The organism is Ruegeria sp. (assembly GCF_965243365.1).
Lineage (GTDB): Bacteria > Pseudomonadota > Alphaproteobacteria > Rhodobacterales > Rhodobacteraceae > Ruegeria.
On the sequence record NZ_CBDEUW010000002.1, the window covers coordinates 2,857,586 to 2,879,577 of the forward strand.

Below are 21,992 nucleotides of genomic sequence, written 5' to 3' on the forward strand. Positions count from 1 at the left end.
ACACCTCCACCTGCGAAAGGTCCGCACAATGAGCACCCGCCTCGCAAAACAAGGCCGTCTGATTGATCGGTCGAAAAAGGTTACCTTCACCTTCAACGGCACCTCGATGCAGGGGTACGAGGGCGACACGCTTGCCTCGGCCCTGTTGGCCAACGATCAGATGATGATGGGTCGGTCGTTCAAGTACCATCGCCCACGTGGTGTGGTCGCCAGCGGCGCGGAAGAGCCGAACGCGCTGGTCGGTCTGGGACAGGGCAACCGGTTCGAGCCGAACCAGCGTGCCACTACGACCGAACTGTTCAACGGCCTGAACTCGATCTCGCAGAATCACTGGCCCAATCTGGAATTCGATATCGGCGCAGTGAACACGGCGTTGGCCCGCTTTCTGCCCGCGGGGTTCTATTATAAGACGTTCATCCACCCAAAACCGTTCTGGAAACACGTCTACGAGCCCTTCATTCGCCAATCCGCAGGTTTAGGCAAAGCCCCTGACAAAGACAGCCGTGATGCGGACACCTACGAGCACTTCTATGCCTTCACTGATGTTCTGGTGATTGGTGGCGGTGTAGCCGGTCTGCAGGCTGCAAAAGTTGCGGCTCAATCGGGTGCGAAAGTCATGTTGCTGGAACAGACCGCGCATTGGGGCGGGCGTGCGCCGGTTGATGGTGGAACCATCAATGGTGAACCTGTGGATAAGTTCGTGGAACAATTAGTTTCCGAACTGGAAACAATGAGCAACGTTACGATGCGCGCCCGTTGCATGGGTGCGGGGGTCTATGACCACGGCTATGTGCTTGGATATGAACGCCTGACCGACCACAAACCGGGTACCCAAGGCCCGCGCCATCGTCTGTGGCGCATCCGCGCCAAGCAGGTCGTCACCGCGACTGGGGCTATCGAACGTCCGCTGTCCTTTGCGGGCAACGATGTGCCGGGCGTGATGTTGGCTTCGGCCGTGCGCGATTATGTTGTGAACTGGGGTGTGACCCCGGGTGAGCGCGTAATCGTTGCGACGAATAACGACGATGCCTATCGCACCGCGATCATTCTGAAGCAGGCGGGTGTGGATGTTTTGCGCGTGGTCGACGCGCGTGCAACGGCCGGTCCCTTGGCCGAAGAGGCGCGTCAGCTAGGGATCCGTGTCGATCCCGGTAAAGCCATCGCCAAGGTCAAAGGCGGCAAGCGCGTCAAGAAAGTTGCCATCTGCAATCAAGAGGGCATCGGCGGCGCGCGGGAAGAGGTCGAAGCCGACGCGGTCGCTATGTCGGGCGGCTGGTCTCCGGTCGTTCACATGTGGTCCCATTGCGGCGGCAAGCTGATCTGGGATGAGGCCAACGCTCATTTCCGCCCTGATCCTGCACGTCCGCCGCTGGGTGCTGATGGAGAAGGCTTCGTTCTGGCCGCTGGGAGCTCGAATGGCCCGCTGGCGCTGTCTGAGGTTCTGGCCGACGCCGATGCCGCCGGTAAGGCGGCGGCGAAAGCCGCGGGTCATAAGGCCAAGCGTACCAAGGCTCCGGTTGGTGAAACCACTGCCGAAGCCCCCATGGAACCAGTCTGGCTGATGCCCGCAAACGCCGAAATTCAGCTACGCGCGAAATCCTGGCTCGATTTCCAGAATGACGTCAAAGTCTCGGACGTACAGCTGGCTGCGCGCGAAGGATATGAAAGCGTCGAACACACCAAGCGCTACACCACGCTTGGTATGGCAACGGATCAAGGTAAGCTGAGTAACATCAACGGTTTGGCCATCCTTGCCGATGCTCTTGAATCAGAAATTCCGAAGGTTGGTACGACCACATTCCGCCCGCCATACACACCAATTTCGCTGGCTTCCATCGGAGGCGAGGCGCGGGGCGAGGTGTTCCAGCCAATCCGCCAAACGCCGATGCATAACTGGCACGACAAGAACGGCGCCGATTGGGAACCGGTCGGCCAGTGGCGCCGGACCTATGCCTATGTCCGCCCCGGCGAATCCGTGCATGACGCGGTGAACCGCGAGGTGAAGAACACCCGTGAGAACCTCGGCCTGCTGGATGCCTCGACACTCGGCAAGCTGATCGTCAAGGGCCCGGATGCGGGCAAGTTCCTGGACATGATGTATACTAACATGATGTCCACGCTGAAGGTTGGCAAATGCCGCTATGGCCTGATGTGTTCTGAAAACGGCTTCCTGATCGACGACGGTGTTGTCGCTCGCATCGATGAGGATACATGGCTTTGTCATACAACCACCGGCGGAGCGGAGCGTATCCACGGCCATTTGGAAGAATGGCTGCAAACCGAATGGTGGGACTGGAAAGTCTATGTCGCCAACGTGACCGAGCAATACGCTCAGGTCGCCGTCGTCGGCCCCAACGCGCGCAAGGTGCTGGAAAAGCTGGGCGGCATGGATGTCAGCCGTGAGGCGTTGCCGTTCATGGAGTGGCGCGATGGCAAGATTGGCGAGTTCGACTGCCGCGCTTACCGCATCTCATTTTCAGGTGAGCTGTCCTATGAAATCGCGGTACCGGCATCCCAGGGTCAGGCATTCTGGGATACGCTGATGGAGGCGGGTAAAGAATTCGGCGTGATGCCTTACGGCACCGAATGTCTGCACATCCTGCGTGCCGAAAAGGGCTTTATCATGATCGGCGACGAAACCGACGGCACTGTGATCCCGCAGGATCTGGGACTGCATTGGGCACTGTCCAAGAAGAAAGAGGACTACCTCGGCAAACGCGCCCATTCGCGTACTCATATGGCCGATCCTGACCGCTGGAAACTGGTCGGTCTGGAGACTGTGGATGGTTCTGTCATCCCCGATGGAGCTTACGCAGTGGGCGAGGGCGTCAACGCCAACGGACAGCGCAACATGATCGGTCGCGTGACCTCGACATACTACTCGGCGAACTTGGGCAAGGGGATCGCTATGGGCCTGATCAAGCACGGGCCTGACCGTATGGGCGAGATCGTCGAATTCCCGGGCACCGATGGCAAAACCTATAAAGCCAAGATCGTGGACTCGATCTTCTTTGACAAAGACGGGGAGAAGCAGAATGTCTGAACCCATCAGCGCACTGAACCACGCCTCGTATGAGGGCATCGCCAAGGTCGAGGAATGCGGCCTTCAGGGCATGATCACCCTGCGCGGAGACTTTTCGGACAAAGTGCTGGCTAAGGCGGTCAAGGACGCTACCGGTCAGAAGGTCCCCGGTCAGCGCGAAGTCTTTATCAATGGCGACACCGGCGTCTGCTGGATGTCGACGGACGAGTTGCTGGTGCTGGTGCCCTATGCCGAGGTCGAGGCCAAACTGGCCGCGATGAACAACGCGCTTGGTGGAACGCACGCTTTGGCTGTCAACGTTTCGGACGCACGCGCGGTATTCCGCATCTCGGGTGCCAGCGCACGTGAAGTTGTGGGCAAACTGGCACCGGTCGATCTGTCTGGCGAAGCCTTCCAGCCCGGCCAGATCCGCCGCTCGCGTCTGGCGCAGGTGGCGGGTGCGTTCTGGATGGATGACGAGCAGACCTTCCGCGTCGTGTGCTTTCGGTCAGCGGCTGATTATGTGTTCAAGTTGCTCAAAATTGCGGCGCAGCCGGGCAGTGAGGTTGGGGTGTACTGAAGCTGCGCCCATAGCTGAGTTCTATAACGGCCACCCCCGAAAAGGGTGGCCATTTGTTAATTTTACAGTGGCAACAATTTTGATATTTTTGCGTTATTGTTTCGTGTTTGGCGCGGATGTTCCCTCTACCCATAAATGAAACAGGCAGCCAGCGTTCTCGTGTTGCGCGTACCGGTTCGTTCGGTTACAGATTCCCAGAAAAGAACAAGTGACTAGTAGCGTACGGAAAAATTTATGAATTTGCCAAATGGGTTAGCTGCTTTTATCGCGGCTGTTTTTCTAGGTTCAACGGCTGCGTATTCCGAGACATACAAAGAAAGCTTCGAATGTACGTTTGGGCGGGGCGTCGCAAATAGGCCCACGCCAGTTCGATTGGTTTTTTCGGTGGACGAATTTGGGCGCTCAGCATCGCTGCATGAGGTTGATATCCCTAAAGTCGATACCACGAGGGGGCATGGAATAATCAGTAGCGACAGTATCCGTCGGCTGTCATTTTCTTGGTTTGGCCGCGACTACACGTACAGCGCAACTGGTCTTAGCGCTCCTCAAAACGGAGCAAGCGCAAGAACCGTTGACCTGCAAACGGTGGAATACTCATTTTTTTTGAATCGACGAACGATGAAGGCTGCGGTGCGATCTGAAGATCTGGGCGAAAGTATTCCGCTATACGGCAACGCCCAAGGTACATGCCAACCAATCTCAACATTGAAGTAAGAGGACATCATGGGTGAGTTCATGAAATGCTCATTTTTAGCAATTGTTTGCAGTTTTGGTATGATACCTGTTGCTGCAGCTTCGGAGACGTACAAGGAGAGCTTTGAATGCACATTTGGGCGGGGCATCGTCAACAAGCCGACACCAACCCGATTGGTGTTTTCGGTTGATGAGTTCGGTCGTTCAGTTCTTTTGCATGAAGTCGAAATTCCAGACATCGACACAAATCCGGGATCCGGTCGGATCAAGAGAGATTCATCAAAACAACTTTCGATTGAGTGGATCGGGCAAGACTACGTTTACTCTGATACTGGACATAGTTATGCGTCCAACGAGTCGCGCATTGATGCGATCGATCTGTTGAACCACGAGTTTTCGGTACTTCTGAACCGGAAAACAATGAAGGCAATCGCAAAATCAGCCTCTAGCAGTTCATATCTTCCACGGGATGGGTTTGCGAAAGGCCGCTGCATACAAATTTCGGATACAAAAAATAAATAGGTGCAACATGACGAGACTTTTGTCACTTATCTTGGCTTGTGGGCTATGTGCTTCGGCTGCGAACGCCGAAATTCGAAACTATGAGTGTGAACTGCACAGTATCCAGGCGCAAGGGTGGATTCCGCCTAAGGTATTGCTCAGCGTGGATGCGGAAAACAAACAAGCCCGTGTGCTGGACGGCGCAATCATGTCCGCAAACGACATTGCAGGTCGGGACGAACAAACGCCGATGAAGGCAAAGTTCAAGAATAAGCGCCAAGGTGGATATCAAATGTCGTGGCGGGTAACAATGTCGTCCACAACCACGCGACAATTGCGGGTTGCTTACACCGCCGTTTTGGATCCCAATAGTAACAAGTTCACCATGCGGGCCAATTTCCCGATGGACAATGTTACAAACCGGCCGAGCGGTGTCGGACATTGTACACAAGTCAAGGGACCGAACCTGTTCTAGAGTTCAGAAGTGAGTTTAGGAACAGCGCTCGTTAATGCGCTTTTCCTTTGCACCACCGCCCATTCAGGCCCGAAGCAGGATGGTTCGGTAGCGCTTCAATTCTGGTTCAGAAAGAAGCTGTTGAAGGTCCAGAGAAGCGCCGGTTTCATCGTAGATCTCTGAAAAGAAAGACAATCTTTCCAAAAGATTAGCTGTTTCTGCGCGTCGCTGGGCTTCGGAAAGCAAAGGGGCGTGCAGAGATAGGTAAAGAACCGGGCGAACCTTTTCCAACCATGGCAAAAGTGCCGGCAGCACAAAGAACTCGGCACCCTCGATATCCATTTTGACCAGTGAGACCTGTGATAGGTCATTTGCAGCCTCGAACTGATCCCATGCAATCGTCAGGGCATCACTGCCATGCGCTCCATCATGCAGTAGGGAACTGGTGGAATCTCCGGGTTCGCCGCGAACCGAAGCCATGCGGGCGACACCAAACTTGTCCGACAGGGCCACGCCAAAGGCTGAAACGTTGCGGATGTCGTTCAGGTCCAGGTTCCAGGCCAGATGACGAAAGGCCGTGGGGTCGGGTTCGAAACACCAGACCTGCCGCGCTCGGCGGGCTCCGTACAGGACGGTTGGGCCGATCCACGCGCCGATATCCAGGTAATCGCTTTCCGGCGTTAAGTATTTGTCCAGCACCGCGAAGGTTTCCGGCTCCCACACGCCCGAGGATGCTTTACGCCAGAATTTCGAATGGTAGGGATCAAGGCGGAAAGGCTCGCCGTTCAGGCTGCCTGCATAATACCCGCGGGCGCGGTAAAACATCTTGCGCGCCTGTGTCAGCATCGCGGACCTCCGGGTTTTGTGATCTCTGCCCTTGACCTGAGGCGGCAGCCAAAGCATTTAACCCTTGGAACCGCAACATTCATTTCAACAGGGGGCCGAGATGGCTTTTGAACTTCCTGATCTTCCTTATGCACATGACGCGCTGGCAGCCAAGGGCATGTCCGCGGAAACGTTGGAATATCACCACGATCTGCACCACAAAGCCTATGTCGATAACGGCAACAAGCTGATTGCTGGCACCGAGTGGGACGGCAAGTCGCTGGAAGAGATCATCGTTGGCACCTACGACGCAAACGCCGTCGCGCAGAACGGTATCTTCAACAACATCAGCCAGCTTTGGAACCACAACCAGTTCTGGGAGATGATGGGCCCCGGCGACAACAAGATGCCGTCCGAACTGGAGAATGCATTGATTGAGAACTTTGGCCGTGTTTCGGAGTTCAAGGATCAGTTTGCAGCCGCTGGTGCCGGTCAGTTCGGCTCGGGCTGGGCGTGGCTGGTCAAGAACGCAGACGGCTCGCTGACCGTGACCAAGACGGAAAACGGCGTGAACCCGCTGTGCTTTGGTCAGACCGCGCTGTTGGGTTGCGATGTTTGGGAGCACTCGTACTACATCGACTTCCGCAACAAGCGTCCGGCTTATCTGTCGAACTTCCTCGACAATCTGGTGAACTGGGAAAACGTCGCCTCGCGGATGTAAGTCAGTCACCAATATCGGATTATGAATAGCCCGCCAGCTTTGATGCTGGCGGGCTTTTTTGTGAGCAGTGGAAACCTGCCGATAAATCAGATTTCACTTTGAGACCCATTGCCGGGCCGCTTCGGAGTACCTAGCTAAGGGGTGCGGAGGGAGAGAACCGCCAAATCAGAGAAGGCCAACCAAAAGCGCACGGACGTGTTGTCTGTGTGGGCTGGTAGGATTGTGTCCAAGACAGCGAGGGGCTCTAATTCAGCCTTTGCAGGAGATCACGAATGGCAGCACTTGAACAGGGAACATGGGTTATCATCGCCGATGGTGAAAAGGCGCTGGTGATGGAGAACATCACCGACGCGCAGGATCCCAATTTGGTCGTTGTTTCGGTTGAGGAGCCGGAAGCGCGCCAACCCAGATCCAGCGCGCGGGCCGGGCGCAGGTATGACGGCGGGCCCAAGCAGAAATCCGCGGTTGAGGAAGATACATGGAAATCCCACGCGAAATCCCTGTTTGTGCAGGATGTGGCCAACCTGTTGAACAAAAAGGGATTAAAAGGCGCATTCAATCGTTTGGTTCTGGTGGCCAGCCCGCATGTTCTGGGCTTGTTGCGCCGCCGTTTGCACAGCGACGTACTGGCCAAGGTCGTGGCCGAGGTCGATAAAACACTGACCAACCATCCGTTGCACAAGGTTGAACAGGTGCTGAAGCACCGGCTGAAACCCGCAGCTGCTGTTTGATCAAGGGATGGGCGGCCCCGACCGCCCATTTCTTCAGGCCAATTTCTTACGCAGGACCGACATGGCTGAGCCCGGGGTATCAACCCATGTTATGAACTCGGTCAGGGACGCTTCGGCAAACCCCTGATCGATAATTGCGCTCAGCAAGGTATGCAGCGCATCCCAATACCCATCCACATTCATCACCAGAATGGGTTTGTCATGCAGGCCCAACTGCCGCCATGTCAGCGCCTCGAACAGCTCATCCAGTGATCCAGGGCCACCGGGCAGGACAACGACAGCGTCCGCGTTCATGATCATGACCTTTTTGCGCTCGTGCATCGTCTCGGTGACGACGAATCGGGTCAGGTCGGTCTTGCCCACTTCACGCTTCAGAAGATGGACCGGGATCACGCCAAATGTGTCGCCGCCTGCGGATTGGGCCGCGCGCGCGACCTCTCCCATCAGCCCCACATCACCCGCGCCGTAGACAAGGCGCCAGCCTTCTTTGGCCAGTAGGCCTCCGAACTGGTGCGCGGCCTCCGCATAGGCCGGGTTGGCTCCGTTTCGTGACCCGCAATACACACAGACGGATTTCTGGGACATGGAATGGGGTCTCCGGCCTTGTATCTGAGGTTTTGACCCCTGATAGCGGGATTGATAGGTTGGCTCAACCGTCACGCAGAATGTGTGGAAGTCAAAGCATTTGCGCTGCGGAGTGAAAGGAAAAGAATGGACGCCAAGTCGGGAAGCGGAAGCTTCGGGACCTTTATCTGGGGGGCTGTTGCCGGTCTAATCGCAGTGATCGCAGCAGTCGGAGTTTACCTGAGCGGTATTTTCGGCAGTAACGAAGAAAGCCCGGACCCCGCCGTGGCCGAAGTCGCCCAGCCAGAGATACAGCAGGAAACCCCTCAGGCGACGGACGAAGCACCGGTAGAAAGTGAAACTACAGAAACAGCCGAAGGTCCTGCAACCGAAACCGTTGACGAAGACGCAACGCCCGAGGAACAGACGGCTGAGGCTCAGGCAGAGCCTGAGGTGCTCGCTCCAACTCTGGATCAGATTTTTGTCGAGCCTGACGGCAATGCGCTTTTGTCTGGCAATGCCGATCCGGGGGCAGATATCGACGTGGTTCTGGACGGAGAGACGGTGCACAGTTTTACCGTCGATGAAACCGGCCAGTTTGCCGTTTTCCTGACATTGCCATTTGCCAACGCATCCCGCGGGCTGGCTTTGACCGCCAAGGTAGGAGAGCAATCGGTACAGTCGGACGACTACCTTATTGCCGCTCTGCCAGAGCCCGAGGTCGCCGAGGAGTCGGTTGAAACCGCCGACGCACCTGCGGTTGATGACGCACCGGTTGAAACGGCAGAGACTCCGGTGACGGACGAGACCGAACCCGAAACATCGGCGGCAGATACCGAAATCGCCAGCACACCCACGGTGCCGGACACCGAGCAGGAGGTGCAGGCCGAGGCAGTGCCCGAACCTGAAGAAGCCGAAGAGTCAGGCCAACAGGTTGCGGTTCTGCGGTCGGGCGAAGAGGGGGTCGAATTGGTGCAGCCTCCGGCCGCGCAGGCCACGGCACCCGAGCAGGTGGCGTTGGACACAATCGGATATTCCGAGGCTGGTGACGTTGAGTTGACAGGCCGCGTTCAAAAAGATTCTGCCGTGCGTTTGTATCTGAACAATCGCCTGGTTGATGATCTGCCGCCGACTGAAGACGGAAAGTGGCGGAGTGAGTTGGAGGGTATCGATCCCGGGGTTTACACCTTGCGCGTGGATGAGGTGGCCTCGGATGGAACCGTCGTTAGTCGGTTGGAGACGCCGTTCAAGCGCGAACCGGTCGAAGTGCTGCGTGAGGCCGAAGCGGCAACCGCAGAAACCGATACTCCGGCGGAAACGCCGCCCATCCGCTCGGTCACGGTGCAGAAAGGTGACACGCTGTGGGCCATTTCGCGGGAACGATTTGGCGACGGTATTCTGTATGTCAGGCTGTTCGAGGCCAACCGGGATTCCATCCGCGACCCGGACCTGATCTATCCCGGGCAGATCTTTACGATTCCCGAATAATCAATATCCCTTGGCCTTTTGAGGCCTGGGGCTATCTCTGACCGCAGTTAAGGTACGTGAGGAGACGAGCTGCCCCTATGACGTCACAGGACTCACATATTCAGGATGATCGCCAGTCAGGCTGGCGCACCATTCGCAAAGTCGCGCCGTATCTTTGGCCAGAAGATGAGCCCTGGGTCAAACGCCGGATCATTCTGGCGATGGCCATGCTGGTCTTGGCCAAGCTGATCGCCGTCTATACGCCTATCCTTTACAAAGGTGCCGTGGATGGTCTGGCGGGCGAGGGCGTGCCACCGGTGGCATTGGGGGCGGTTGGTCTGACCGTGGCTTATGGCGTTGCGCGGATGATGACCGTAGGCTTTCAGCAGTTGCGCGATGCTTTTTTCGCTCCGGTGGGGCAGAGGGCCCTGCGCGCCCTTGCGCTTGAGACGTTTCAGCACATTCACCAGCTTTCGATGCGGTATCATGTGACGCGCCGCACCGGCGGTCTGTCCCGGATCATCGAGCGTGGGGTCAAAGGGGTCGAGTTTCTGCTGCGGTTCCTGCTGTTTTCCATCGGTCCGCTGATACTGGAACTTTTGCTGGTCGCGATTATCCTGATGTGGCTGTTTGATGTCTGGTATCTGGTTGTTGTTGCCGTCACCATCGCGCTTTACATCTGGTTCACCTTTGCCGTGACCGAGTGGCGCGTGAAGCTGCGGCGCGAGATGAATGATCAGGACACCGAGGCCAATCAACGCGCGATCGACAGTCTGCTGAACTTTGAAACTGTCAAGTATTTCAACGCTGAACAGCGCGAAGCTGAACGCTATGACGTCTCAATGAAGGCCTACGCCCAGGCGGCTTTGAAAACCGCCTATTCGCTGGCCTTTCTGAATTTCGGGCAATCTTTCCTGATCACCTGCGGCCTGATCGGTGTCATGGTGCTGGCGGCAATCGGGGTGCAGAACGGCTCTTTGACCGTGGGCGATTTCGTTATGGTCAACGCCTACATGATTCAGATCACCGTCCCGCTGAACTTCTTGGGCACGGTCTATCGGGAAATCCGGCAGTCTCTGGTGGATATGGGGCAGATGTTCGACCTGCTGGAACAACCAGCCGAGGTGAAAGACAAACCCAGCGCGCCGGACCTGAACGTAAACGGCGGAGAGGTTACGTTGAAGGACGTTCGATTTGGGTATGAGGCGGACCGGGAAATCCTGAAGGGTGTATCCCTGACGGTGCCAGCAGGGCAGACCGTGGCCATTGTGGGCGCGACCGGCTCAGGCAAGTCCACCATCGGGCGGCTGCTGTTCCGGTTCTACGATGTGACCGGAGGTGCTCTGTCGATTGATGGGCAGGATGTACGTGACGTGGCGCAATCCAGTCTTCACGCCTCAATTGGCGTTGTGCCTCAGGATACGGTGCTGTTCAACGACACGATCCGATACAACATTGCCTATGGGCGCAATGGCGCATCGCAAGCCGATGTAGAAGCGGCGGCTAAGGCCGCCCAGATTCACGACTTTATCATCTCTCTGCCCGAAGGTTATGACACCAAGGTAGGCGAGCGCGGGCTGAAACTGTCAGGTGGGGAAAAACAGCGCGTCGGCATTGCACGAACCTTGCTGAAGAACCCGCCGATCCTGTTGTTGGACGAGGCGACCTCGGCTCTGGATACCGATACGGAACAGGATATCAAGGATGCATTGGCCCGTGCTGGCGAGGGGCGGACGGTGATCACCATCGCCCACCGCCTAAGCACCATTGCCGAGGCTGATCAAATTGTGGTGCTCGAACGCGGGGAAATCGTCGAACAGGGCACCCATGACGAGCTTTTGCTGCGCGAGGGGCGCTATGCTCAGCTATGGAGCCGCCAGCAGGCTGATTCTCAGGCAGCCTGATCCGCATACGGCGATGTGGGATAGTTCAGGTATCGGAGGAGTGTTCATGCGTGCATTGGATCAAAAGTTGTTTCTGGCAGTGTTGTTCGCGGCGGTTTCCATCCCCGGTCTTGCGCTGGCGGACCCGATTGTCGGCGTGTGGAAAACAGAACCTGACCGCAAAAAATTGATCTCACACATCAAAATCTCGGCATGCGGGGACAAGTTCTGTGGCGAAATCCTCTCGGCGTATGACACCTCGGGTAAAGAGGTACAGACCCCCAATATCGGAAAGCAACTGTTCTGGGACGTCGCCAGTGAGGGCAACGGGAAATATGGCGGAGGCGACTTCTGGGTTCCGATGATCAATGTCGATGTTGCGCCGCAGATGACGCTGAACGGGAACTCTCTTTCTGTGCGGGGGTGCGAGCATGTCGTCTGCGCTCACCAGACCTGGACGCGGATCACCCCTTAGCCCGGATTATCCGCGCTGGACAGAAAATGGCGGACCCTAAGGCCCGCCATTTGTTATTCAGCCGCTTTGAGGGGGTGAGTTGGCGGCCGAGGGGAAGAGGAGTGGTCATCGGACCCGGTCGGAAGGTCATCCCCATCCCACAGAATCTCGGTGGACTGTTTGTTGCGCGCGGTGCGTCCGATTGCCATATCCTGCGCGATTTGGCTGGAGCGTCCCGCCGTCGCCCGTGCCAGCGTTCTGCCAAGCCAGACGGCATAGGTGGTCACCCATACCCGCAGCGCCAGTAAAGACGGTGTGACGATCAGCGTCAGCACGGTGGCAATACCCAGACCAAAGACAACCGCGGTGGCCAGTTGCTTCCACCACAGGGCTGTCGGGCTGTTGATGGAATAACCGCCGTTGATGAAGTCCAGCGACAGGCCGAACATCATCGGGGTCAGGCCCGCCATCGTGGTCAACGTTGTCAGCAGAACCGGTCGGATGCGCGCCTCGGCAGTGCGGATGATCGCTTCGATCCGGGGCATATAGGCGCTGTATTCCTGATAGGTATCGATCAGAACAATGTTGTTGTTCACCACAATTCCGGCCAGCGCCACGATGCCTGTCCCGGTCATGATGATCGAGAAGGGTTGTTGCATAACCAGCATCCCGATCAGCACGCCCGTGGTGGACAGAACCACCGCCAATAGGACCAGAACCGAGTTGTAGAACGAGTTGAACTGCGCCAGCAGGATCACGAACATCAGACCCAGGGCACCCAGGAATGCGTTGGCCAGGAAGGCTCCGGATTCTTCCTGATCCTCCTGATCGCCTGTCCATTCCCAACTGATGGTGTTGCCAAACGGGCCGGTATCCAGCCATTCGGTCAGAACGGCGATCCGTTCGTTTGGGTTGACCAACGTGACGCGCGCATCTCCGGCGTCCAGAGCGGCTTGCAGCGCCCCGGTGTTTTCGGCACCCGTGAGCTGGAAAAGTTCAAACTGGGTTCCACTCGCGTCGCTTACAACCGCGCCCGATGGCGAGGCTCCCTCAGGCACAGCACGGACAACCGCAAGGCGCTGTTCCGCACCATCCGGGCCTTCGGTAATGACTTTGCTCAAACCGGGTTCAACATCCGCTTTGACATCATAGTAACGCTGCTGATTCACACGGTTGATCTGAGCCAGTTTTGCGACCGGTTTCCGCGTCACAAAATTCGACAGCGGTATCAACCCGTCCGGCGTGCGCACCTTGAGCGTATCGAGCGTGGACAAGACACGATCATTCTCGGGCAGGCGCACGCGGATTTCGATCTCTTCATCGGTGTTGTCGGGGCGCATCTCGCCCAACAGGATGCCGCGCGTGACCAGTTGGACCATGGCTCCCACGGTTGCAACGTCCGCGCCAAAGCGGCCCGCCTTGGCAACATCCACGTCGATTTGCCAGTCTATACCAGGCAGGGGCAGTGTGTCTTCAATCTTGATTAGACCGGGGGTCGCATCAAAAGCCTCGCGCGCGGTAAGGGTTGCCTCGGTCAGTTCTTCCCAGCCTTCGCCTTTGATCCGCAGGTGAACGGGCTTGGCCGAGGCCGGGCCTTGCTCCAGAGGCAGAATCTCAACGACGATGCCCGGCAGTTTGGCCAGCTCGGCATTCAACTGATCGATCACGAAATCGCCATCATAGTCCGGTGCCACAACATGCCGGTCGAACAGGCCGCCCAGCACGGGCTCTGAGATGTTGGGACGGTCTTCCCAAGGGATGATCTCAAATTGAACGCGGCCTACAGTATCCGCCGGGGCCTGTGCGCCACCGTTATTCTGGTTCAGGCCACCTTCGCCAGCGAAGGCAAAGACGTTGATCACTGCAGGGTGGGCGGCGATCACATCCTCGGCAGCCAAAACCATTGCGTCCTTTTCGGTCAGCGACAGGTTGCCACGCGCGCGGACATAGGCCGTGGCCTGTTCCGGTTCACTTTCTACAAAGAATTCGACGCCCTTGTTGTTTGCGCCATAGGTCATCATGACAAAGACAACCGCAGAACCCACCGCGGCCAGCGATATAATCGGCATGATCGGATTGCCGACAAGGAACTTGATCACGTAACCGAACGGCGTGTGTTCCTTGGCCGTATGCACACGTTCTTCCACCTTGCGCTCAATTCGGGCGGCGCTCAGGGTCACTGACCCGGCGAAGGCACCAAACAGGAACAGCACAGCACCCGCCATGGCCCCGCCGGGCAACAGATAACCGGGGTTCAGCATCTGCATCGCGCCGAGGAAGATCATATACAGCGACGGCGGCACCAGGATTGCCCGCACCCACCACGGCGTACGTGCACGCAGCCGGTTGGAGATACGGTCGAACACGCGGCTTAGGCGGCCCGAGACGCCGCCCATGACGGGCAAATAGATCAAGGCCACGATCAGTGAGGCTGACAGAACGAAGATCAGCGTAACCGGCAGCATCCCCATGAACTCGCCGGGGACACCGGGCCAGAACAGCATGGGCAGGAAGGCGCACAGAGTCGTTGCCGTTGACGAGACGATGGGCCAGAACATCCGCTGCGCTGCTTCGACATAGGCGTGCATCGGGCCGACGCCCTCTTTGATGCGTTTGTCGGCATATTCCACCACCACGATGGCGCCATCAACCAGCATACCAACAGCGAGGATCAGACCGAACATCACGATGTTTGAAATGCTAACACCCATCACTGCCAGGAAGGCAAAGCACAGCAAGAATGAGGTCGGAATCGCGAAACCCACCAGCAGGGCGGCTCTGGTCCCCAGAGAGGCCAGAACAACAATCATCACCAGTGCGATGGCGGTCAGAACCGAGCCCTCCAGCTGGCTGACCATAGAGCCGACGATGCGGCTTTGGTCGTTCGAAGTGCCGACATCGACCGCGGCCTGCATTTCAGGCGGCCATTTGGTTTGGGCGTGCGCCACTGTTTCTTTGACCAGCGCCACCGTGTCGATCAGGTTGAACCCCTTGCGTTTGACGACCTGCAAGGCGACCGTCGGCTCGCCATCAAAACGCGCCGTGCCTTCGCGGTCTTCGAAGGTGTAGTTGATCTGTGCCAGCTCACCCAAGGTCACGACGCGGTCGCCGTTGACCTTGATCGGCAGGCCATAAACATCCTGCGCTGTTTTGAAAGACGAAGGGATTTTGACCGAGAACGTGCCCTGTGCTGTCTCAACTTCACCGGCGGCGATCAACTGGTTGTTGTTCCGAACCACATTGATCAACTCGTCTGCGGTGACGTTGTAGGCTTCAAGCCGCAGCGGGTCGATCACGACCTCAAGCATTTCGTCGCGATTGCCTGCGATCCCGGCTTCCAGCACCGCATCCAGAGACTCAAGTTCGTCCTGCAAGTCTTTGGCAATGCGTGCTATTGTGCGTTCGGGCACGGCGCCCGTCAGATTGACGATGACAACCGGGAACTCAGAGAAATTGATCTCGGTCAGCGTGTATTGCTCGGCACCATCAGGGAAATCCGCCTGAGCGGTGTTCATGGCGTCGCGAACATCCGCCGTGATCGCGGTTTTGTCCCAGCCAAAATCAAACTCCAGCGCAATGCCGGCATAGCCTTCGGCCGCGGTGGCGGTCATTTCCTTCAAACCGTCCAGATCCGCAAGCTCGGTTTCCATAGGCTTGACCAAAAGGTTCTCTGAATCCTCGGCTGAAATGCCAGGGAACTGGACCGAAACGAAAAGGGCAGGGATTTCAATGTCCGGCTCACCCTCTTTAGGCAGGTTCACATAGGCGAACCCACCCACAACCAAAGAGATCGCGATAAAGGCCAGAACCATTCGGGCCCGATCGGCGGCCCAGCTGACAATACCTGTCATTGCGTTGCTTCCCGGTAAGTCGGCGCAACGGTGACGCCGCTGGTAACAAATTCCTGACCTACGATAATCACGTCAGTGGTTTCCGGCAGACCGCCCACCCAGACGCCTTCCGCGGTGTCGCGTAGCAGGTGAACCGGCATGAAATTAACCACATCGCCGGTGCCCACGGTGCGGACGCCCAGATTGCCTTCGTTATTCAACGTCAGGGCGGATTGCGGCAGCAGATGCGCTTTGACGCCTTCGGCGGCGATCTGGATATTCGCCGTCTGGCCGTCGCGGATTTGCAGGTCGGGGTTGGGAACGGTGATCTCAACCTCGAATGTACGGGTGGTTTCATCCGCCGAGCGGCTGAGGAAGGTCACACGCCCTTCAACCTGTAACCCGGTCACCAATTGCGCGCTTGCCATCGAGCCGACGATGATCCGGTTGACTTCGGTTTCGGGCACAAAACCCACAAGCTTGATCGGGTCCAGCTGAATGACGGTCGCGCACAGCGATCCCGGTTGCATCAGGCTGCCCAGCTCGGCCGTGTCACTTTCCAAAAGACCCTTGAACGGAGCTTCGATTGTCAGCCGGTCGATTTCCCGCTGTGCAGCGGCCACTGCGGCCTGCGCGGCTTCGATTCCGGCCTGTGTGGCCTCCAGCCCGGCCTCGGCGGATTTGATGCCAGCTTTGGCACTGCTCATCTCGGCCTCGCTGGAAATCCGGCGCGTCTCAGAGCCGAACCCGGTTTCTGACAGTTTCCGCGCCGCAACCAGATTGATTTCAGCCTCAGCGAGACGGGCATGGGATTCCTGCAGGCGGGCCTCGGCTTCGGGCACGCGGCTTTCAGCTTCAAGCAGGGCGGCCTTGGCTTCGGCAAGGCTGGCCGGGCGCGTGCCGGGGTCCAGCTCGCAAAGCAGATCGCCTGCTTCGACAAAGGCACCTTTTCGCTTGGGTTCCGACAGAACGGTGGACACCGTTTCCGCCAGCACTTCGACCTGACGGTTGGCCTGGGTCTGGCCGCGCAGTTGAACCGCGCTGCCGATCTCGCGCGCCTGAGAGCGCACTGCGACGACGCCGATTGCGTTTTCTGCCAGCGTTTCTGTCACGGAAGCGGTTTCAGCCGCGGTGTTTTCCTGGTCGTCTCCGCGACCGGCAAACGCAAACAACGCATCGCGTTCAAACACGAGGAAATACAAAGCAACAATAACCAATACGGCGTTGACGAATGAAATCAAACGCATGTGGTGCCTTTCCAGATATTTCGGCCAACCTGACCATGGCATATAGGTCTTCAAATGGGGTCAGGCTGTAGACTTGTCCATACTGAACTGAATAGTTCGGTTTACTTTTTTTCGCAAGAGGCACGCAGATCGCGCCAAATGTGTAAATTCGGGCACTTGGCTTGCCGGTGGTGGCGGGGTATGACATGGCGCTAGAAAGCCAGACAGTCAGCCTGGGGGCAGGGATGAGCGACGCCGACAGTTTCATTGATGAAGTCACCGAAGAGGTGCGCCGCGACCGTATGTACATGCTGTTGCGCCGTTGGGGATGGGTTGGTGTTGTCGCTGTTGTTGCCATCGTCGGCGGTGCTGCGTTTAACGAATACCGCAAAGCGCGCGATACGGCCCAGGCGCAGGCGTTGGGCGATGCGATTCTGTCTTCGCTGGCGGAAAACGGCTCGACCGAGCGGGCGGCCAGCTTGCAGGCGGTCGACGCGCAGTCGGTGGGTGGTGAGGCGGTTCTGAACTTGCTGTTATCCGCGTCTCAGGTTGAGGCCGGATCAGAACAGGACGCAGTAAACAGCCTGAATGCAATCGCGACGCAAGGAGATGTGCCCGAAATCTATCGCGCGATTGCAACATTCAAGGCCCTGTTGCTTCAAACCGAAACACTGCCAGCAGCCGACCGCCGCCAGCAGTTTGAAGCCTTGGCCGTGCCGGGTGCTCCGTTGCGCCTACTGGCCCAAGAGCAACTGGCCTTGATTGACGTTGCGGAAGGCGAAACGCAGGCAGCGCTGGAGCGTTTGCAAGCGCTTCGTCAGGATGCCGAAGCCGGAGTGGATCTGCAGCAGCGCGCGGCACAGCTGATCATCGCGTTGGGAGGCGTGCCCGATCCGCTGGCAGGCCAGCAAGGCTGATTGGGCGTCGGCAACAGGGAAAAAGACAGGCGAGTGCGAACAATTATGGTAACAAGACTATTCTCACGCTTCGGGATGCCCGCTGCCGCGATCGCGCTAACTGCTCTGAGCGCCTGTGAAGAACCCGAGGTGATTTTGCCCGGCGCCCGTGAAGACATTCGTTCCATTCAGGATAACGAGACCGTTGAAACGCAGGGCAGCAAGCCGATCAGCCTGCCAGCTCAGTCGCGGAACGCCAATTGGTCGCAAAGCCCCGGAACAGCCGCGTTCCGAACCACCAACGCCGCGCTCAGCGCCGCGCCCAAACGTGTCTGGTCGACCTCGATCGGGGCGGGGGATTCGCGCAAGCAACGGATCACGGCAGAACCTGTTGTTGCGGGCGGCCTGATCTTTACTTTGGATTCCGGTGCGACAGTCACTGCGGTCACACCGCAAGGGCAAGTGGCCTGGAGTACTAATCTGATTCCGCCTTCCGAGAAGGACAATCAGGCGACCGGCGGCGGTTTGGCCTATTCCGATGGTGTTCTTTATGTCTCGTCCGGTTTCGGGCGTCTGACTGCGCTGGATGCCAAGACGGGCGCACAGCGTTGGCAGAAACGGCTGAACGCGACCGGCAGTGGCGCGCCTTTGGTCAGCGGCGGGCTGCTGTATCTGGTGGCCGGGGATGAAACCGGTTGGGCCGTCAACACCAAGGATGGGCGCATCGCCTGGCAAATCGAAGGCACGCCCAGTGTCGGAAATGTCCTGGGTGCTCCGGCCCCGGTGCTGGCAGCTGAGTTCGCGGTGTTTGCCTTTGGCTCTGGCGATATTGCCGCCACATTCCGCAAGGGGGGTATCCGGCGCTGGAACGCTTCGGTCGCTGGCGGCCGCCGTGGCCGGGCCGTCGCGCAGGTTGTTGATGTCACCGGAGGCCCCATGGTTGTGGGCGATTCGATCTATATCGGCAACCACTCGGGTCGCACGGTGTCCTTTGACGCCAATTCAGGCGAGCGGAACTGGACCGCTGCCGAAGGTGCCGTGGACACGGTTTGGGTTGCAGGCAACAGCGTGTTTCTGATCAGCGACCGCAACCAGTTGGTGCGCCTGAACGCGGCGGATGGATCAATTGTCTGGGCGCAGGACCTGCCGGGCTTTGTCAAGGACAGACCAGGGCGCAGGGGTGCGATTTACGCCCATTACGGGCCGGTTCTTGCCGGAGGGCGCATTGTCGTGTCGTCGAATGACGGGTTCCTGCGTTTCTTCAACCCTGTCGATGGCTCACTGGTCTATCAGGTTGAGGTGCCGGGCGGGGCAACCACAACTCCGGTTGTGGCAGGTCAAACCCTTTATGTTGTCTCGACCAAAGGCGATCTACACGCTTTCCGTTGACGGCAAGATGCGCTAAAGGGCGCGTCTGAGTCTTGAAAGTAGAGTATCATGTCGCTGACCCTCGCAATTGTGGGGCGCCCGAATGTGGGCAAATCCACCCTGTTCAATCGCCTTGTGGGCAAACGTCTGGCTTTGGTCGACGACCAGCCTGGGGTGACGCGTGACCTGCGCGAAGGCGAGGGGCGTCTGGGTGATTTGCGCTTTACCGTGATCGATACGGCTGGGCTTGAGGATGCGACCGATGACAGCCTTCAAGGCCGGATGCGCCGCCTGACCGAACGTGCCGTGGATATGGCCGATGTCTGCCTGTTCATGATCGACGCCCGCACGGGTCTGACCCCAACCGACGAGATGTTTGCAGAGATCCTGCGCAAACGCTCAAAACACGTCATTCTGGCTGCCAATAAGGCCGAAGGCTCGGCGGCGGACGCGGGTGTTTTGGAAGCTTACAATCTGGGTCTTGGTGAGCCGGTGCGCCTGTCGGGTGAGCATGGTGAAGGGATGACCGACCTGTACGCGCAACTGATGCCGCTGGCCGATGCCGCCGAAGAGGCGCAGGAGGATGAGGCCCCTGAAACCGATATCGAGCTGGATGAAGACGGAGAGGGCGAAGCCCGGCTGATTACTGACTCAAAGCCGCTGCAGGTTGCCGTAGTCGGACGTCCGAACGCGGGCAAGTCTACTCTGATCAACAAGATCATGGGCGAAGATCGCCTGCTTACGGGCCCTGAGGCGGGTATCACCCGCGATGCCATCAGCCTGCGCGTGGATTGGGCGGACCCGGATGGGGAAAGCACGCCGATGCGGATCTTTGATACCGCGGGGATGCGTAAAAAGGCCAAGGTACAGGAGAAGCTGGAGAAGCTCTCGGTCTCTGACGGGCTGCGTGCGGTGAAGTTCGCCGAGGTTGTTGTAGTGTTGTTGGACGCAGCGATTCCGTTTGAACAACAGGATTTGCGCATCGCTGATCTGGCGGAACGCGAGGGTCGTGCGGTCGTTGTTGCGGTCAACAAATGGGACGTTGAGGAAAACAAGCAGGAAAAGCTGCGGGACCTCAAAGAGTCGTTTGATCGTCTGCTTCCGCAACTGCGCGGCGCGCCCTTGATTACGGTCTCAGCCAAAACGGGCCGAGGATTGGAGCGACTGCGCGCTGCCATCCTGCGTGCGCACGATATCTGGAACCGCCGGGTGCCGACGGCTGCCTTGAATCGCTGGCTGACCGCGATGCTGGAACAGCACCCGCCGCCAGCCCCGCAGGGCCGCCGGATCAAGCTGCGCTATATGACTCAGGCCAAGACCCGCCCGCCCGGGTTTGTCGTGATGTGTTCGCATCCTGACAAGATGCCTGCCAGCTATACCCGCTATCTGGTCAATGGCCTGCGCGAAGATTTCGATATGCCCGGCACACCCATTCGCCTGACATTGCGCGGGCAGGGTGACAAGAACCCTTACAAGGGGCGGCGCAAAAAGAACGCGGGCGCATTGGCTAAACATCTCAAGGGTCGCGCGTAACTGCGCCAATTTTCAGCATTTTAACCGAGGGGGCGTGACAGCCCCTCGGCATCGCGTTAGCATTCGCGTGCGTGCATTTGTTTGCGCACGCGTTGGTTGTACGCGGATTATCCGCACCTAATTTTGAACAGACTTTGTGCCAAGGCGTCGTGGGGAGCGGGCTGGATGGACCTTAGAGACTATACAAGACAATATGCAGTACAGGACAACCGGCTGGCTGCGCTAAGCTATTTCGGAACATTTGCGGTGTATTTCGCCTCGCTGACGCTGGCGATTGTCTATGTCGATCGCTGGTACGTCATGGTCCCCGCCGGTGTCGTCTTTGCCTTCTCGGCTGTGCGCCTATACGTGCTGCAGCATGACTGTGGCCATCATTCGCTGTTTGAAACACGGCAGCAGAACGAATGGGCCGGGCACGGGTTGTCACCTTTCACCTTTGCGCCATTCGAAGTGATGAAGCAGAACCACAACCTGCATCACGCGGGTATCGGCAATCTTGAGCACCGAGAGACCGGCGAAATCCATACGATGACCCTGCGCGAATGGAATGAAGCTGACTGGAAAAAGCGCCTGTTTTACAGGCTTTATCGTAATCCTTTTATTCTGGTACCGGTGGGTGCGTTGTTTACCTACTTCATCCGCTATCGCTGGCCGAAGAACACTGTGCGCTTCGGCGTGACGGGCGTGCTGCTGCACAACCTTTCGATCGTCGTGTTCCTCGGTCTGCTTTACCTGATTGCAGGCAGTACCGGAATTCTGGTGTGGCTCGTGTTCTCGCTGCTGGGCGGGATGCTGGGTGTCTTCCTCGTCTACCTGCAACATAACTTCGAGGATACCTACTGGGACCGCCGCCCCGATCTTGATCCGAAACTGGCCGCGCTGCAGGGCTCGTCAGCGCTGGATTTCGGGTGGTGGTTCGACAATGCGGTGGCCTGCATCACCCTGCATGACATCCACCATTTCAACGCACGTATCCCATCGTACCGGTTGCGCGCCTGCCACTATAACCTGCCGTCTGAGTATACTCCGCGCCGGATCAAGTTTCCCGAAGCGGTGGCGGCTTTGAATCTCAAGCTTTGGGACGAGGATGCGAAGCGCCTTGTTCCGTTCCCGAAAACCCGCCGTGATCAGCAATTGGCCCATAGTGGCTGAGGTCGTAGGGCATAGCCGCATCTATACGCTCTTGCCTCGCTGTATATGCTGTGTATATACGATTGTGTGAGGAGACAAAGAAAGGACCCGCA

The 21,992-nt window shown here is 57.9% G+C and carries 18 protein-coding genes; 14 read left to right on the plus strand and 4 right to left on the minus strand.

Features of this window, described 5'->3' with window-relative positions:
* Positions 1–28: 28 nt before the first annotated feature.
* The 5 genes from ACP0GE_RS17880 (at position 29) to ACP0GE_RS17900 (ending at position 5,271) form a co-directional block, all read left to right on the plus strand.
* A complete protein-coding gene (locus tag ACP0GE_RS17880; protein WP_424833260.1) occupies positions 29–3,043 on the plus strand; it encodes a sarcosine oxidase subunit alpha family protein in 3,015 nt (1,004 codons plus the stop codon).
* On the plus strand, positions 3,036–3,602 hold the full coding sequence (locus ACP0GE_RS17885; RefSeq protein WP_424833261.1) for a sarcosine oxidase subunit gamma: 567 nt from the start codon (positions 3,036–3,038) through the stop codon (positions 3,600–3,602). Before ACP0GE_RS17880 ends, ACP0GE_RS17885 begins: the two co-directional genes overlap by 8 nt.
* A 234-nt stretch (positions 3,603–3,836) precedes the next feature.
* A complete protein-coding gene (locus ACP0GE_RS17890) occupies positions 3,837–4,316 on the plus strand; it encodes a hypothetical protein (protein WP_424833262.1) in 480 nt (159 codons plus the stop codon).
* 9 nt (positions 4,317–4,325) lie between these two features.
* On the plus strand, positions 4,326–4,817 hold the full coding sequence (locus tag ACP0GE_RS17895; protein WP_424833263.1) for a hypothetical protein: 492 nt from the start codon (positions 4,326–4,328) through the stop codon (positions 4,815–4,817).
* A 7-nt stretch (positions 4,818–4,824) separates the two neighbouring features.
* Entirely contained in the window at positions 4,825–5,271 is a 447-nt protein-coding gene (locus ACP0GE_RS17900; RefSeq protein WP_424833264.1) for a hypothetical protein, read from the plus strand.
* A 63-nt stretch (positions 5,272–5,334) separates the two neighbouring features.
* On the opposite strand, the gene ACP0GE_RS17905 is transcribed toward ACP0GE_RS17900, so the two are convergent.
* On the minus strand, positions 5,335–6,096 hold the full coding sequence (locus tag ACP0GE_RS17905) for an FkbM family methyltransferase (RefSeq protein ID WP_424833265.1): 762 nt from the start codon (positions 6,094–6,096) through the stop codon (positions 5,335–5,337).
* 100 nt (positions 6,097–6,196) lie between these two features.
* On the opposite strand from ACP0GE_RS17905, the gene ACP0GE_RS17910 reads away from it, so the two are divergent.
* Positions 6,197–6,796, plus strand: coding sequence for a superoxide dismutase (locus ACP0GE_RS17910; RefSeq protein ID WP_424833266.1), 600 nt, complete (start codon positions 6,197–6,199; stop codon positions 6,794–6,796).
* A 272-nt stretch (positions 6,797–7,068) separates the two neighbouring features.
* Complete coding sequence (locus ACP0GE_RS17915; protein WP_424833267.1) at positions 7,069–7,527, plus strand: host attachment protein; 459 nt, start codon at positions 7,069–7,071, stop codon at positions 7,525–7,527.
* 33 nt (positions 7,528–7,560) lie between these two features.
* On the opposite strand, the gene ACP0GE_RS17920 is transcribed toward ACP0GE_RS17915, so the two are convergent.
* On the minus strand, positions 7,561–8,112 hold the full coding sequence (locus tag ACP0GE_RS17920; RefSeq protein ID WP_424833268.1) for a TIGR00730 family Rossman fold protein: 552 nt from the start codon (positions 8,110–8,112) through the stop codon (positions 7,561–7,563).
* A 126-nt stretch (positions 8,113–8,238) separates the two neighbouring features.
* Between ACP0GE_RS17920 and ACP0GE_RS17925 the strand changes: the two genes are divergently transcribed.
* From ACP0GE_RS17925 to ACP0GE_RS17935, 3 genes are all read left to right on the plus strand, one after another.
* On the plus strand, positions 8,239–9,579 hold the full coding sequence (locus tag ACP0GE_RS17925; RefSeq protein WP_424833269.1) for a LysM peptidoglycan-binding domain-containing protein: 1,341 nt from the start codon (positions 8,239–8,241) through the stop codon (positions 9,577–9,579).
* A gap of 77 nt (positions 9,580–9,656) precedes the next feature.
* Positions 9,657–11,462 (plus strand): ABCB family ABC transporter ATP-binding protein/permease, encoded by a 1,806-nt coding sequence (locus tag ACP0GE_RS17930; RefSeq protein WP_424833270.1) that lies wholly within the window; start codon positions 9,657–9,659, stop codon positions 11,460–11,462.
* 46 nt (positions 11,463–11,508) lie between these two features.
* Positions 11,509–11,916, plus strand: coding sequence for a DUF2147 domain-containing protein (locus tag ACP0GE_RS17935; RefSeq protein WP_424833271.1), 408 nt, complete (start codon positions 11,509–11,511; stop codon positions 11,914–11,916).
* A 53-nt stretch (positions 11,917–11,969) separates the two neighbouring features.
* Here the strand turns inward: ACP0GE_RS17935 and ACP0GE_RS17940 are convergent, their stop codons facing one another.
* Both ACP0GE_RS17940 and ACP0GE_RS17945 read right to left on the minus strand, forming a co-directional pair.
* Positions 11,970–15,746, minus strand: a complete 3,777-nt coding sequence (locus ACP0GE_RS17940) for an efflux RND transporter permease subunit (protein ID WP_424833272.1) — start codon at positions 15,744–15,746, stop codon at positions 11,970–11,972.
* On the minus strand, positions 15,743–16,972 hold the full coding sequence (locus ACP0GE_RS17945; protein WP_424833273.1) for an efflux RND transporter periplasmic adaptor subunit: 1,230 nt from the start codon (positions 16,970–16,972) through the stop codon (positions 15,743–15,745). The genes ACP0GE_RS17940 and ACP0GE_RS17945 overlap by 4 nt, the downstream gene beginning before the upstream one ends.
* 224 nt (positions 16,973–17,196) lie before the next feature.
* Between ACP0GE_RS17945 and ACP0GE_RS17950 the strand changes: the two genes are divergently transcribed.
* From ACP0GE_RS17950 to ACP0GE_RS17965, 4 genes are all read left to right on the plus strand, one after another.
* Positions 17,197–17,868: a hypothetical protein gene (locus tag ACP0GE_RS17950; protein WP_424833867.1), complete on the plus strand. Its 672-nt coding sequence runs from the start codon at positions 17,197–17,199 to the stop codon at positions 17,866–17,868.
* 45 nt (positions 17,869–17,913) lie between these two features.
* Positions 17,914–19,236 (plus strand): PQQ-binding-like beta-propeller repeat protein, encoded by a 1,323-nt coding sequence (locus ACP0GE_RS17955; protein ID WP_424833274.1) that lies wholly within the window; start codon positions 17,914–17,916, stop codon positions 19,234–19,236.
* Positions 19,237–19,284: 48 nt separating this feature from the next.
* Complete coding sequence (der, locus tag ACP0GE_RS17960) at positions 19,285–20,748, plus strand: ribosome biogenesis GTPase Der (protein ID WP_424833275.1); 1,464 nt, start codon at positions 19,285–19,287, stop codon at positions 20,746–20,748.
* 165 nt (positions 20,749–20,913) lie between these two features.
* A complete protein-coding gene (locus tag ACP0GE_RS17965; protein ID WP_424833276.1) occupies positions 20,914–21,900 on the plus strand; it encodes a fatty acid desaturase in 987 nt (328 codons plus the stop codon).
* Positions 21,901–21,992 lie beyond the last annotated feature (92 nt).